General features: G+C 41.0%; 14 protein-coding genes. 7 read left to right on the top strand and 7 right to left on the bottom strand.

Annotated elements, in window-relative coordinates; translation table 11 throughout:
* Positions 1 to 85 precede the first annotated feature (85 nt).
* From TW85_RS02320 to TW85_RS02310, 3 genes are all read right to left on the bottom strand, one after another.
* Positions 86 to 1780, bottom strand: a complete 1695-nt coding sequence (locus tag TW85_RS02320) for a DUF4105 domain-containing protein (protein ID WP_046015466.1) — start codon at positions 1778 to 1780, stop codon at positions 86 to 88.
* An 8-nt stretch (positions 1781 to 1788) separates the two neighbouring features.
* Positions 1789 to 2178 carry a PEGA domain-containing protein gene (locus tag TW85_RS02315; protein WP_046015465.1) on the bottom strand — a complete coding sequence of 130 codons (390 nt, stop codon included), beginning with the start codon at positions 2176 to 2178 and terminating at the stop codon, positions 1789 to 1791.
* A 106-nt stretch (positions 2179 to 2284) separates the two neighbouring features.
* On the bottom strand, positions 2285 to 3658 hold the full coding sequence (locus TW85_RS02310; protein WP_046015464.1) for an MATE family efflux transporter: 1374 nt from the start codon (positions 3656 to 3658) through the stop codon (positions 2285 to 2287).
* A 360-nt stretch (positions 3659 to 4018) separates the two neighbouring features.
* On the opposite strand from TW85_RS02310, the gene TW85_RS02305 reads away from it, so the two are divergent.
* The 3 genes from TW85_RS02305 (at position 4019) to TW85_RS02295 (ending at position 5923) form a co-directional block, all read left to right on the top strand.
* Positions 4019 to 4249 (top strand): hypothetical protein, encoded by a 231-nt coding sequence (locus TW85_RS02305; protein WP_046015463.1) that lies wholly within the window; start codon positions 4019 to 4021, stop codon positions 4247 to 4249.
* Entirely contained in the window at positions 4242 to 4673 is a 432-nt protein-coding gene (locus tag TW85_RS02300; RefSeq protein WP_046015462.1) for a group II truncated hemoglobin, read from the top strand. The genes TW85_RS02305 and TW85_RS02300 overlap by 8 nt, the downstream gene beginning before the upstream one ends.
* 71 nt (positions 4674 to 4744) lie before the next feature.
* Entirely contained in the window at positions 4745 to 5923 is a 1179-nt protein-coding gene (locus tag TW85_RS02295; protein ID WP_046015461.1) for an MFS transporter, read from the top strand.
* A gap of 56 nt (positions 5924 to 5979) precedes the next feature.
* Here TW85_RS02295 and TW85_RS02290 read toward each other — a convergent pair whose 3' ends face one another.
* The gene (locus TW85_RS02290) at positions 5980 to 6855 is read right to left on the bottom strand and encodes an SDR family oxidoreductase (RefSeq protein WP_046015460.1); all 876 of its coding nucleotides are present in this window, start codon (positions 6853 to 6855) and stop codon (positions 5980 to 5982) included.
* Positions 6856 to 7029: 174 nt separating this feature from the next.
* Entirely contained in the window at positions 7030 to 7872 is an 843-nt protein-coding gene (locus tag TW85_RS02285; RefSeq protein ID WP_052701787.1) for a type 1 glutamine amidotransferase domain-containing protein, read from the bottom strand.
* A gap of 124 nt (positions 7873 to 7996) precedes the next feature.
* Here TW85_RS02285 and TW85_RS02280 point away from each other — a divergent pair, with 124 nt between their 5' ends.
* The gene (locus TW85_RS02280) at positions 7997 to 8908 is read left to right on the top strand and encodes a LysR family transcriptional regulator (protein WP_046015458.1); all 912 of its coding nucleotides are present in this window, start codon (positions 7997 to 7999) and stop codon (positions 8906 to 8908) included.
* A 32-nt stretch (positions 8909 to 8940) separates the two neighbouring features.
* Here the strand turns inward: TW85_RS02280 and norR are convergent, their stop codons facing one another.
* Positions 8941 to 10536, bottom strand: coding sequence for a nitric oxide reductase transcriptional regulator NorR (gene norR / locus TW85_RS02275; RefSeq protein ID WP_272947146.1), 1596 nt, complete (start codon positions 10534 to 10536; stop codon positions 8941 to 8943).
* Positions 10537 to 10765: 229 nt separating this feature from the next.
* Here norR and TW85_RS02270 point away from each other — a divergent pair, with 229 nt between their 5' ends.
* The 3 genes from TW85_RS02270 to hmpA all read left to right on the top strand — a co-directional run bounded on the left by TW85_RS02270 (position 10766) and on the right by hmpA (position 13516).
* Positions 10766 to 11056 (top strand): hypothetical protein, encoded by a 291-nt coding sequence (locus TW85_RS02270; protein WP_046015457.1) that lies wholly within the window; start codon positions 10766 to 10768, stop codon positions 11054 to 11056.
* A complete protein-coding gene (locus tag TW85_RS02265; protein ID WP_202904823.1) occupies positions 11053 to 12264 on the top strand; it encodes an NnrS family protein in 1212 nt (403 codons plus the stop codon). The genes TW85_RS02270 and TW85_RS02265 overlap by 4 nt, the downstream gene beginning before the upstream one ends.
* A gap of 67 nt (positions 12265 to 12331) precedes the next feature.
* Positions 12332 to 13516 carry an NO-inducible flavohemoprotein gene (gene hmpA, locus TW85_RS02260; protein WP_046015456.1) on the top strand — a complete coding sequence of 395 codons (1185 nt, stop codon included), beginning with the start codon at positions 12332 to 12334 and terminating at the stop codon, positions 13514 to 13516.
* Positions 13517 to 13584: 68 nt separating this feature from the next.
* Here hmpA and TW85_RS02255 read toward each other — a convergent pair whose 3' ends face one another.
* Positions 13585 to 14457, bottom strand: a complete 873-nt coding sequence (locus tag TW85_RS02255; RefSeq protein ID WP_046015455.1) for a DMT family transporter — start codon at positions 14455 to 14457, stop codon at positions 13585 to 13587.
* Positions 14458 to 14490: the final 33 nt, after the last annotated feature.

Genomic DNA, 14490 nt, shown 5'->3' with positions numbered 1-14490 from the left:
TGCAATAAAGATAAAAGCACTTAGCATAAAAAAACGAGCTCTAACCACAGGTTGAGCTCGTTTTTTTATTGTCTTAAGAAAGCGATTAAAAGTAATAAAACACAGAGGCGGTGTGGCTTGTTTCTTCTCTTTCTAGCTTAACGGCCTGATACTCAAGGGCGAAAGAAGAATTGAGCCTTTTATAAAAACTTAACTCATGATCAAGCAGATCTTTATTTTCATAAGCTAAGGAGACAAAGCCCATATTGGCTTCAAAGCCTGAATAGACAGGTAATTTCGTGGCGCTAGAGATCTCAATACTTGGCAGAAGATAGAATTTAGCGCCAAAGACAGACACGCTACCTCCTAACCCAAAGTTTAAAGAGGTCTTAAGCTGATCATCTTGATTGCGCTGCGCATCTATGCCAAAGCGCCAAGATGCATTTTTTGACACCCCATTGAATGGCTTTAAGCTAGTTATTTCTAACAAGGTCACACTCTCTACTCGACTCGTATCCTCAATGCTAGAAAGCTCAAGGACACCCGCCGCTAAACTTGCCGAATTAATGCTCTCTTGTCTTTGATAAAAAGAACGGTAATCCAGTAAAGCAAAACGAGCAGAGTGTTTATCCTCATTAGTAGAAAGACCAAAAGATGAAAGATAAAGTTGATCTCGCATTTTATCATTAGGTTGCTGAGTCTCTGGCAAGCTAGCCAATAAACCAGATGCATCACCATAAGTATCCAGTAAACCAGAATAAGATGGGTAAGGTGTTTTGTAGGTTTCAAAGCTCAATCGAGCCCCTAACACAGCCACATTCCCTAGATCTTGGTGAATACCTTGATATTGAAAGCCCTGATCTAGAATCATTTGTCTAACCGTTCTTTGTTCAAAGCTGTTTAGTGGCTCATAAGCTTGGTGGAACTTAGCCAACAGAGATTTAAGTTCAAAAACTTGAGTCTCTGGTGCTTGTTGATAAATCTGAGCTTCCATCAAGGCAGGCGAGATTATGCTTCTGTCTTCATCTAAACAATCACAAGCCTGATCAAGTGCCTCATAAAGGTAGGTCGCGCAGTTTTTAACAAAAAAGTTATACCTTAAAGGGTCATTCAAAGCCTGATCGAAATAATCGATTAGCTTTTCATTATCAAACTTATCTTCAGGTAGCTTAATAAAACGTAAGGAGCGTGATTCATAGTTATTATAAAAGGAGATAACTTGGTGCAAGGGTGTCAGGTTAATTTCTGCCTTGATACTAGAGAAGCCACCGTTGAGGGTTTGAGAGAAAAGCTGCTTACTTTCTAGCGGGGCTAACACAGACAATACAGGTGAAAAGTAAAAATCATCCTCATCTAGAAACAGAAGTAAAGAATGACCAAAATAGGACATAGGAGCATTAAGGCTTTCACCCGCGACTAATAAATAGGGTGTTTTACCTTGCAAAGTCTCAGTAAAAGTTGGCTTTTTTAGTTGGCTGCTATGATCCGTTGAACAAGCATTTACTTTTCCCATCAAGTAAGAAAAAAAATCATAGCTTGTCTTTTGTTCAATTAATGCATTATCAGATAATAAATGCTCGTCACAACCTCGTAATTCCAACTGAGCTTTTAAGCTGTCATAACCAACACCTGATTGTCGTTTGATCTGAGAAATAAGGGCAGGTGCATTTTTTAGGATAAATTCTGACATACCTGCATCAAACTCAATAGAACGTGCTACTGAGTTTGATGGTAAGAATAAGCAGACAAAGGCAAATATTAAGCTAACTTTAGCCATGAAAGAATCTACCTTTGTCATCATATAAACTCTTACTTTTCTTCAGCTGTTTCTTCGTTTTCAGTCTTAGGCATCTGAACATAAATTGCACCTGGCTCATACTCAAAAGCAGCACCAGAAATCATGTCAGTTGTAGATAAATCCCAAAATACACTTAGCAAAGCAACATTATCATAAGATGTCGTAATTTGACGTGTTACCGCTTCGTAGCCAGACTTTTTGAACATCACTGATTTAACTTTATTCTTTTTAAAGCTAGCGCTTACAGGTGTTTTACCAATTAAGGCACCATCAACATATACTTCAACATCGTCTACATCTGAGTTAAAAGTTAGTGTTTGATTAGTACCTGAAATGATTGTTGCACAACCCGTTAAAAATAAAGCGGCAATAGTAAAAGCTGAGATAAGTAATTTTTTCATTCTAGTTCCATTTAAAATTTAATATGTTGATTTAGTTACCAAAAAGGCGGGCAAATCTTACACAAAGTTGAAATTGAACGATACTCATACTTACCTTGTTTGCTAATTAATTATCGACAAACCATTTGCCTTGAGCCAAATTACGGCGATAAAGCCAGTACATGCTCGCTCCTCGGGCAACAAATAAAGCCGCCTGACTCAGCCAAAGTCCATGGTTACCCATGCCTAATTGCTGCGTGATATACCAGCAGGGGAAGAAGACAAGCACAACTGACACTATCATGGCATCTTGCATCTGTTTTACTTCAGTGGCACCTATAAAGACACCATCCAGCATAAAGGACCAAACCCCCAGAAGTGGGAAGATAATCAACCATGGCAGATATATCGCCGCGATACTTTTAACCGATTCGATACTGGTTAATAGAGAAACGATATGGTTTCCAAACAGCCAAAAAACACAGACAAGGCCAACCGCAGCCACCAAAGCCCAAACGCTCGATAAAAGCACTACCTTTTCGAATTGCGTTTTGTCTTTCTGACCGATTGCCTCGCCACATAAGGCTTCAACAGAAAAGGCAAAGCCATCTAAAGCATTGGAAATTATCATTAAAAATGTCAGTAACACGGCGTTTGCAGCAAGAATATTATCCCCTTGAGCCGAACCTTGAGCGGTAAAGAAAATACCAACCGCTAATAACAAGATAGTTCGTACAAATAGATAGCGATTTACCTGAATCAGAGCAATGTATTCAGAGAATTTTAATAAACTTTTTGCTACCTCAGAGGAAATATTAATATTCAGCTTTTTCAACTGCTTACTTGCCAAATATAAAGCAAGAGCCAAGCCAGCATATTGAGAGAAAACGGTTGCCCAAGCGACACCATCACTGGCCATATCCAAATGGTAAACTGCGTAATAATCCAACACCATGTTCACCACATTAATTAATAACATGATCCAAAGTGGTCCACGGGCATTTTGTACCCCATAAAACCAACCAACGACGGCATAACCTGCCAAGACCGCTGGCGCGCTTAGAATACGCACCTCACAATACAACCTTGCCCAAGGTTCTACTTGAGCACTGGGAGACATCATCCATAACATGACATCAATAATGGGTTCTCGAAATAGGATCAAAAGTAAGCCAATCAAGATACCCAGTAAAACAGACTGTAATAGAAGCTCTAATACTCTTTGATCATCCTTACGACCTAAGGCTTGAGCGGTTAAACCTGTCGACCCCATTCGTAAGAACCCAAACGCCCAAAAAACTAAGCTAAAAATACTCGCGCCAATCGCTACAGCCCCAAGGTGACTTTCATTTGCTAGGTGTCCTACCACAGCCGTATCTACCAAACCTAAAAGCGGTGTGGTGATGTTAGATAACATAGGAGGCCAAGCCATATGCCAAATGCGTTTATTTAACTGCTTCTCTTTACGAAAAGTAGGAATAAGAGTTAACAAGCTGGACATACTAAATTTAATACCTTGGGTAAAAGTGTGAATTATGGGCTAAAAAGCGGCTATTTATACTTAAAAACAGCCTATTTTGGCTAGAAGTTTCGTTTTCACTGTGGATAAAAACATCAATTACACACAAGTTTGTTCATATAAAGCCGAATATACACATTCAATTTCTCTATAACAGATATAATGTGTATTAGTATCTCATTTATCCACATATTATTTTGCTAAATAACGAAGAAAGGTTATCCACAAATAGAGACAGGTTCATTTCTAAAACAAGGAAGACGAGCATTCATATCTTGTTTTGATTAAACTAGGGCAAATTTATTGGTGATAGTGCCAACTTAAAATATCTTGGAGCCCTATATGAAAAAGTATGCAAAACCCCTAGCTGAAGGCCTAGCTGTTGGTATTGTTTTTGTCAGTATCACCATGCTGTTTCAAATTCCCTACTATATGAGCGCAATTATAGGCGTTTTGGCAGCAATCGGTGGTTTTAGAAATTCAATCAAGATGGATGCCGAGAAAAAAGCCAAAAAGTCAGCACCAGCTTCATCCGAAATTAAAACAGAAAAAAAAGAGTCAGATGATGTCTGAATCAAACAAATCTTATGGAGAAGGGGATAGCACCTTCCAAGCAGTAGGCGGTAAAGAAGGGCTGCATGCACTTGTATCAGACTTCTTCCACTTTATGGGGACAGAGCCTCAATTCAAGCGCCTTTATGATATGCACCCAGCCGATACAGAATTATCCATTGACAAGCTGTATCGCTTTTTAACAGGCTGGATGGGGAGCGATAAGCTCTATAGTCAAAAATATGGTTCAATCCAATTGCCTAGAGCTCATATGCATTTAGATGTTATAGATGAAGACAAACAGGCTTGGTTAGATTGCATGGCAATGGCGATGGATAATCAGGGCTTAGACGCTGATTTAAAAGAATACTTATTGATTCAACTAGCTGTGCCTGCAGAGCGTATTAGACAAGTTAGCCAGGCAAGACAAGCGCAAGAGTCATAAACAAGTTCTGATTGCTAACCCATTATTGATAAGGCAACACATTGAGAAAATAGAAAAAAGTAGGGACAGTGATGGAGACAAGGGAAGCACTCGGCCAGCAAAATCAGCAATCAAATTTTTTTTGGATGGGCATGGTGAGTTTCTTTACCGACATGGCCAGCTCCATTGTTGTTCCTCTCATGCCATTTTTTCTTGTTTTAATACTGGACCAAGGCATCGATAAACTCGGCTTAGTATTAGCTATCACCACACTTGTATCTTATCTTCTGCGAATTCTTGCTGGTATTTTCGCCGACAGACGTGGAAGAAATAAACCTTTCCTAATACTAGGGTATGGCCTTTCAGCCATCTCTAAACCACTCTTTGGTATGGCAGATGGATGGGGGAGTATTGCTGCTTTTCGTTCATCTGAGCGTCTTGGAAAAGCCATTCGTTCAGCACCAAAAGACAAACTACTTTCAGCTTCTGTACAGCAAAAAAATCATCTTGGTAAAAGCCTTGGCCACCACAAAACCCTTGAAAAAATAGGGGAAGTGCTTGGCTTACTTATTCTACTTGCCACCATATCTTATTTTGGCATGTCAGAATCTGTATTTCGAAGCCTATTTTTAGCAAGCATTATTCCAGGGGTATTGGCCATATTAGTCCTAATAATGTTCATACAGGATACGCAAGGCCTGCCCCAAAAAGCATCACCTTCCTTTTCAATTTTGCTTGAGCCCAAACTAAGAGGTGTGATTGCTGCTTTTGTCATTATCACCTTGTTCACCTTCAATGAAGCCTTCTACTTATTACTCGGAAATGAATATGGCTTAGAGCTTAATGAAATCCTTATGATTTTGATTTTGGTGAAAGGCACTCAGATGCTAATAGGCAAAAGTATTGGCCGCTTTGTAGATAGCTATTCAATCAAGATTCAACTTGGGCTTGGTTATGGAGCAGGCCTTTGTTCTTTACTTCTTTTACTCACTTCGACATTTGAAGCCTATCTGGCCTCTTTCCTCCTATTCGGCATACATGAAATTATTATGCTCATGACAATTCGTACTTTTATTGGCAAAAAAGCGAGTGATAAAGGTACAGCCTACGGCTTTCTTTATTTCGCTATTGCTATTTTTTCTGCCCTTAGCGCCTATGTAATAGGCCTAATTTGGCAAGTCTATGGGGTCGATACAGCATTACAAGTAAGTGCTATAGGCATGTTGTTAGCAGGCTTTGTACTCTTTAAACATAGAGCACATACACAATAATTTTGTAATAAAAGCAAAGAGGACGAATCCATGCCCTCTTTCTTGATTTACTGATATTAGGTTCGCTTCAAATCAAACAGACTTGCCATCTCATAGTTTCGATAAATTCCTTGCATCGCTGCTTCGGTTGCTTGGTTTATCTCTTCAATAACAGGATTTAAACCCGTGCCATCTACTGTGGTTCTAAAAGGGCGATTTTCAGGGGCCGTTTCTAATAAGTTAAGTACTGCTTCAGCAACTAAATTAGGACTTGGGGCATCTTCTGCATCATGTCCTTGCTCTGTGCCAGCCCACATTTGTTCAGGTGCATCAGCATAATTACCATAGCTTTGGGCAACTTGGGTATCACTTGCCTTGAGAAGGTTAGAACCAAAGTCAGTACCAAAGCCACCAGGCTGAACAATCAAAGACTGAATACCAAATTGAGATAACTCTACACGGTAGTTTTCCGCCAAACCTTCAACGGCATGTTTAGTGGCATTGTAAGAACCTAAAAAAGGTAAAACAAATTTACCCAGAATACTCGAGATCTGAATCAGGGTGCCTTTACCGTCTTTTTTCATCTGAGGTAACACAGCCCTTGTCATACGTTGCACACCGAAGACATTGATATCAAATACTTTTTTAAAGTCATCTATGGTGAAGCTTTCTTGCCAACCTAATGTCCCTACACCGGCATTATTAATCAGTACATCAATACTACCTGTCAACTCAAGCGCTGCGGCAACACCTTTTTCTACACTCTCATCACTGGTAACATCAATATCAACTATGGTCACGCCCTTAGCTTTTAGTTCATTTGCGATGGATGCATTACGACCATGAGGGTCACGCATAGAGCCGATTACTCGGTAACCCTTTACAACTAATGCATTAGCGATTAAATAGCCAAAACCACTATTAGAGCCAGTAATTAAAACGGTTTGTGTCATCATTATTTCCTCAATTTCATTAAAACTATCCGCTTTAATGGCAAATTAAATACCGCCCTAAAATCATCATGATCAGAAAAGACTGAGCTTATAAACAGATATTATAATTAGCCATTAAAGGGTATAAATAGGTGATACTTTGATGTACCTATTGTTACTTTTAAACGCCTCAGGCTAATCCAGCATCTTAAGTAGAGCTTGCGCTACACCTGTAGAAGACTTGTTGTTTTGCCCTGTAATAAGCTCTCTATCGACAACTATGTGTGGCGCCCAATCCTCTTTACTGCGAGAGTACTCTCCACCCGCTTTAATCAAGGCGTTTTGTGGCCAGAAGAAAAGACCATCACCACCTAGGTAATACTGAGTCGCCGTTGTCTCTTCTGAGTTACTGAAAGTGGTCATCTTATAGTCATCATAAATCCAACCTTCCGCTGGTGTGGCTTTAGAGCCATCCTTCATTTGTGCTTCAAATTCAGTGCTATTAGGTAAAGCAGAAAGCAATGCAACAGGACCATGGCAAACCAATGCAGTAGGTTTTGACTCACTATTGAAGTGACGTAAGAAGCTTCCTAGCATGTCGTTCGAAACAAGGTCACCCAAAGGAGCGTGGCCTCCAGGCACAAAAACAGCGTCAAACTTTTCAACACCCATTTGCTCAATACGTGCAAAGCTCACCACTGGACTATGGGTTTTGTCTGTCAACATTAGGTTATTAAACAGTGCTTTATGAGTGTTGTAGTTAACTTGGCTCACATCTAAAAAGTGATCTGGGGTATCAGACACAGGGTCCAAAGTTGGTGCCAAACCAGTCGGTGTAGCATAGGTTAAAGTATGACCTGCATCTAAAAAGAGTTTTACAGGTTCCATTAGCTCATTAAGATAAAAACCTGTTCTGTAATCAGAGCCCGCTTTTAACGTCATTTGTGACACATCTGACATAACCACCAGAATATCGTCAGCGATAACCATTGGGCTCATAACCAGACTTGTAAGGGCAAAAAATTTTTTCAACTTCATCATCATTTCCTTCAAATATTGGTGTTTATTGATTTCCAATACAGAATAAGATCTCGATTATCATTATTGAAATTAATTGATGTAATATAGTCATGAACAGATTTAATGACCTTGGATAGACAGAATGAGTAATATTTCCGATATAGAATTAACCCAATTAAGGCTGCTACAACTCATATTTGAAACAAAGAACCTAACCCGTGCAGGAGAAAGAGCAGGTTTGACTCAGTCTGCCGTGAGTCACACGCTAAAGAAGTTGCGCCATAGCTTTAACGATTCTCTGGTAATTAGACAAGGTAACAAGCTGGTATTAACACCGAGAGCTGAGTCATTACACACTCAGTTAAAGCGCTGGCTTAATGACTTTGAGCGCAACATTCTAGCCCAGGAAGCATTTGATCCCTCCACGTCAGAACGTACCTTCTATATCGCAACTAGTGATTTAGTTGAACAAATTTTAGCACCGAGTTTAATCAAGCACCTCAATAAGGTGGCACCCAAGATCCATCTCATCTTTGTCAAAATAGATAAGCGTAGCCTTGCCAGCCAGATAGAAACAGGAGAAGTAGATTTTTCAATCAGTATCATAGAATCAAGCCACCCAAGCCTAATGGTGACAACACTGTATCGAGATGATTTTGTATCGGCAGTTAGAAATGAGCACCCTTATTTAAACTCAAAACAAACAGCATTAGACTTTTGCCAATATCCTCATATATTAGCAGGAACAGGCACAGGTACCCGGGGCATGATAGATGAAGCATTAGAGCCAGTAGGCTTAGCTCGAGATGTTCAGTTCAAAGTCGCCAACTTCTCCAGCGCCCCTTATATTGTTGAATCCTCGGAAGGTATTTTGACTGCACCCCGTAAGTTCTTAAACACTGTTGTCAATAAGTTTGATATTCAAGTCTTTGAAACCCCAATCCCCCTTGATAACTACTCAATGAAGCTTTATTGGGATATTAAAAACAAAGATGACAAGGCAAATCTTTGGCTAAGACAAGAAATTACTCGTATTTGTAGGCAACCCGAATAGAAATAGGTCAAGCTTTAACGACAAGAGTGAGGTTATTTCAACTGTTTCTTTACTTCTATACCAAGTCGTTTTGCTAAGCGAACTAGGTTTGCTCTATCCATATCCAGTACTCTTGCAGCCTTAGACCAGTTGTAATCTGAACTTAGCAGGGCTTGATGAATTTTCTGGCTTTGAAATGCCGCGGTAGCATCTTTAAGGTTTGATACCTGCCAAGCTTGTTGAACTAAAGCATTGCTATTATCAAAACTCTCTTCCGGAGCCTTGATGCTTTGTGTTATCGCCTGAGACGTGCTTTGTAACTGGCCTAGGTGATAGGTTTTGATCCGCGTCATCCCAGTTTGACCTTGTCCATCAGACCGTGCCATCAGAGCTGCTCGGTTCATTACATGTTCAAGCTCACGGACATTCCCAGGCCAATCATAAGCTTCTAATCTGGCAATCACATCATCATCAATTAATAGGTGAGCTAAACCTAATTTACGGCGTGATTGTTCGGTAAAATAACCCGCTAACAAGGTGATATCACCCAGTCTTTCTCTTAAAGGAGGGATACAAATAGGGAATACACTTAATCTATGATACAGATCTGATCGAAAGCGATTGGCTTCCACTTCTTCTTTTAATACTCGGTTAGTGGCGGCAATCACTCGTACATCAACAAGCTCTACCTGATCCTTACCAACGGCTTGTATTTCTTGGCTTTGCAAAGCTCGCAGCAACTTACTCTGAGCTAAAAGTGGCAGCTCACCTATCTCATCTAAGAAGAGAGTACCACCATTCGCTAAGCTAAACTTACCCGCTCTGTCTTTATCTGCGCCAGTAAAGGCCCCTTTAACATGGCCAAATAACTCACTTTCAATCAGGTTTTCAGGCAAAGCAGCGCAGTTTACATAAACCAATGGACCCTCTGCACGAGTCGACTTTCTATGAAGAGTACGGGCAACCAATTCTTTACCTACGCCAGTTTCTCCCTCAATCAGAACAGCGAAATCAGAAGGGGCAACCAGACCTAACTCTTGCTGCATTTTTTGCATAGGTAGGCTTTGCCCAATCAGCTCACCTCCATCTTTTATCAAGGCTTCTTTGGTAAGCTCAGACACGACATTTTGAAAATGCTCGGTGTGAGATTCTAATTTTTTGAAGAGGATAGCGGTTTTCAAGCTGGCAGCGGATACCGCCGCGATGACCTCTAGGGTTTTAGCTGCAATATCGTCAAAAACACCAGGGGTCAGGCTATCTAAAGTCAAAATACCTATCAGTTGCTCATCCGCATAAAGGGGAAAGCCCATGCATGCATGCACAGGTAAATCACCAACAACCCCTTGTAACATACCATCATAAGGATCAGGTAAATCACAATCACTGGCAAAACGCACTGGCGTTTGGCTATCACAAATGGCTTCAAACCTAGGCTGAGAGGCTATTTCAAAACGACGGCCCAATAACTCAGGGTTAACACCAGTCTGTGCTAGCGGCTTAAGTTCTTGCCCTTGACGCTTAAGCAAAACCACAGCATCACAAGGAATAATGTTACGTATGGTATTTAGCAGACGATCAAACCTGTCCTTGGTTGTGACGTTTTGTGCCATATCTATCGCCAGTTCCAATAAATCACCCGATGTAATCACATTCCTACTCCTCAGATTAAAGCTATCAATAAGTATAGGTCATATTGACTCTAATAGGTATTTTTAACTCTTTCATAATTGAGTCATATTGACTCTATAAAAATTTATAAATTTCATAAAGCACTGATAAATAACAAATAAATTTATTGGCATCAGATGTGCAATAACGAATACAAGAAAGAGATTTAAATGACGACTAGATGTCAAAAGGACATCAAAGGAGACAAATATGTTCGGCCATCATTTCAAACTATTACCTATTATGAGCCAGCAAAGATTGACCCGTTACGAGCTGGAAGAGAACTTTAAAAGTGTATTTTTCGCAGGCAATAGCTTGATGCTAGCGTCTCTCATCGTAGTACTGGCAACGGTTTTCATTGGTTATCTAAAACCTGAGGACTTTAGTATTGCCACTCAAGTTGTGAGCCATATTGCTCTGGTAGTGTTTGCGGCTTTTCTAAAGGTAGGTTATGTGATGCGTCTAATCGGCCAAAACGGAATTAAGGCTGAAATCCTATGATGAGCAAGATACATCCAGATCAGATTAAGCATAAAGGGCAAGGGAAAGCAGGGTTTGATTTATTTGATTTGGCCTTTCGCCCTGGTTTTTTAGGGGCGAGTGCTTTCTCATTAATCGCTTTAAGCCTATGGCTATTCATTTTGAGTGGACAAGTAAGCTTGCCCACTCAAGGTTTATCCAGCCTAGTTTGGCACTTTCATGAGATGGTCTTTGGCTTTGCCGCTTTTGTGGCTTTGTCCTTTTTGCTTACCGCATCACAAACATGGACTCAGCTTCGTAGCTTACATGGTAAACCACTCATTCTATGGTGTCTTATTTGGGCTTCTGTACGCATATTGTTATGGCAAGAGAGTGTGTCACTGCAATATTTAGCCTTCGGTCTACAGCTTGTCTGGTGGCTAATTGGCATTGGCTTTTTGGCTCAGCTCTTGTACCGCGCCAACAATCGAAATCTCATGTTATTACCTTTGCTTAGCATCATGATGCTAGTCAACATGGGCATTATTCTTGCCGACCTAGCAGGCAAGACAGAACTGGCCCTACACTTTGGCCGTACTGGTGTACTTTTATTTGCGCTTTTAGCCGGCGTTTTGGGGGGTCGTCTTATCCCTATGTTTACTCGCAATGGCACTAAAGCACTGCCTCTTGCTGCCAAGGTGATAGCAACCCCAAGATTAACCAAGTTACTGATAGCAACGGCGTTAATAAATAACCTATATGCTTTTATCTACCCATTTTTTGAGTTTGCGCTTGTGCCTGGTTTCATCATGATTTTGTTAGGTAGTTTGCAGCTTATCCAGCTTTATCACTGGCATCCAAGAGCCAGCTTACAAGTTCCACTTTTATGGTCCTTGCACCTAACTTACGGCTCCCTTGGTTTAGGGTTTATTTGTCTAGGCGCTAGCTTTTTCACTGAGCTAATCCGCTTTGCTGACGCACTACACTTGATTGCGATCGGCGCAATCGGCGGCATGATACTCGCCATTATGTCTCGAGTGTCTTTAGGCCATACAGGGCGCTTGATTCAATCGGCTCCTCTTATGTCCTTGGCCTTTTTAACCATATTTATTGCGGCCCTAGCCCGTACTTTTTTGCCTGCTTTAGGCCTAGTGATAGAGGCATGGCAAGTTAGCGCAGCCCTTTGGATAGGGGCCTTTGCTCTCTTTATTTTGCACTACAGCAGCATTCTCATTCGCCAGCGTTTATAGCGCACTTTTTATCAACTCAACCAAAATACGTCACGCATTAAGAGCGTTAGTTTAATAAGGATACAAAATGTTAACAGATCAACAAATAAGCACAGTAAAGAGCACAATTCCCTTACTTGAAAGCGTCGGGCCTTCACTTACCCAACACTTTTATAAGCGCATGTTTGAGCATAACCCTGAGCTGAAGGATGTATTTAATATGGCCCATCAGGCTGAAGGTACTCAGTCTTTAGCGCTTTTTAACGCCATTGCAGCTTACGCAAAGTACATAGACAACTTGCCAATGCTGACTTCAGCCGTTCAACGTATCGCCCATAAGCATACAAGCTTGGATATCAGACCTGCTCACTATGACATTGTAGGATTACACCTCATTGAAACACTTAGAGAGCTTGCTGGTGATGTATTCACAGCTGAAATTGAAGATGCTTGGGTTGCCGCTTATGGTCAACTAGCAGAGGTCTTTATCTCAGTTGAAAATGGTTTGTATGAATCAAACGAAGCGCAAGAGGGCGGTTGGCAAGGGCCAAGAAAATTTAAGCTAGTAGAGAAGCGTATCGAATCTGAATTAGTTAAAAGTCTTGTATTTGAACCAGTAGATAGAAAAGCCGTTATTACCTATCAACCAGGACAGTATCTTGGTATCAGAGTGAAGCCTATTACCTCTGAAAACCTAGAAATGCGTCAGTATTCGCTTTCTGATCAAGCCAATGGTGAAAGCTACCGTATCTCAGTAAAACGTGAAGCCATGGGTGTACCTGGCTTAGTATCTAACTTCCTACATGACGGTTTACGCCTTGGTGATGAGGTTGAACTTTTTGCTCCAGCGGGTGATTTTGTCTTTAAAAACAAGGGCAAACCGGTTGTTGCTATCTCTGCGGGTGTGGGTCTTACACCTATGCAGGCCATATTAGAGAGCCTAGCAGAGCAAAGAAGTGAAGCTGAGGTACATTATCTTCATGCTTGTGAAAACCATGAACAGCACTCCTTCAAAAAGCGTGTGAAGCAACTCGCGACCAAGCTTAATCTGATTCATCACACTTGGTATAACCAAGACCATGATCCAGAGGAGAGCGTACATCATGGCTTAATGGATCTAAGTACGATTACCACCTTGCCATTAGAAGACGGCGACTTTTATCTATGTGGGCCTGTGGGCTTTATGCAGTTTGCTAAGCAGCAGTTGCAGAACTTAGGAGTAGATTCTGATCGTATCCATTATGAAGTCTTTGGACCGCACCAAGACTTCTAATCAAAGAGAGAAGAGAGAAATAGCAGGTGCCCAGCATCTGCTATTTATTCAGAACAAGGTAAGAAAAGTTAACTGGCGGTTTTTTTAAAGCTAAAACCTGTTGTTTTCACTGTGCCAGCTATGACTAATAAAGTCCCTATTAACGTATGCCAGCCTATCATCTCATCAAGGAAGATCACGCCCCACATAACGCCAAAAACCGGTACGAGAAAGGTTACCGTTAGAGTAGAGGAGGTACCTATTTCATTGAGTAGTTTAAAGAAAATAAGATAAGCCACACCCGTACAGACAACACCTAACATGATGACAGCCAGCGAGATTTCAATACTGGGTTCAGCCAAAGGTTGATAGAAGAACAGCATTGGCAAGATTACCAAGGTCCCCATTAACATGGTGCCATAGGCATTAGGCAAGGGCTCAACGCCTTTAGATACTTGGGTAAAGGTACTTGCCAGCCCATAACAAAAAGGTGCACCAAGAACGATTAATACTGACAGCCAAGCATCGGTTTTAAAGAGTTCTGCATCAAAGCCTACAATCACAGAAACACCCAGAATACCGAGCGCCAAGCCGATCAAGGTTTCACGCGCTAGTTTCTGCTTGAAATAAATCGCACTGATTACAGTACCAAATACAGGCGTAGTGGCATTAATAATGGACATGAGAGACGCGGTTAAATCCCCCGCAGCAAAGCCATAGCACAAGAAGGGTAAAGCTGCGCTTAAAAGACCTAAAATTAAATAGTGACGCCAATGTTTAGCTAGGTACAGACGCTTTTTGAAGGCAAAAGTAACAACAGCTAGAAAAAGAGCAGCGAAGCCAATGCGCAGTTCTATCATCCAAACAGGGCCAAATACTGGCGCACTGATACGCATAAACAAAAAGGAGCTACCCCAAATAGCGGCTAATAAGAGTAAATAAAACGCACTTCTAATGCCCATAGGAAATTCCACGCTATGAAAGAAAAAGAATAA

This window comes from Marinomonas sp. S3726 (assembly GCF_000967665.1).
In the GTDB taxonomy this organism is placed as follows: domain Bacteria; phylum Pseudomonadota; class Gammaproteobacteria; order Pseudomonadales; family Marinomonadaceae; genus Marinomonas.
This window is presented reverse-complemented; position numbering and strand designations above follow the sequence as displayed.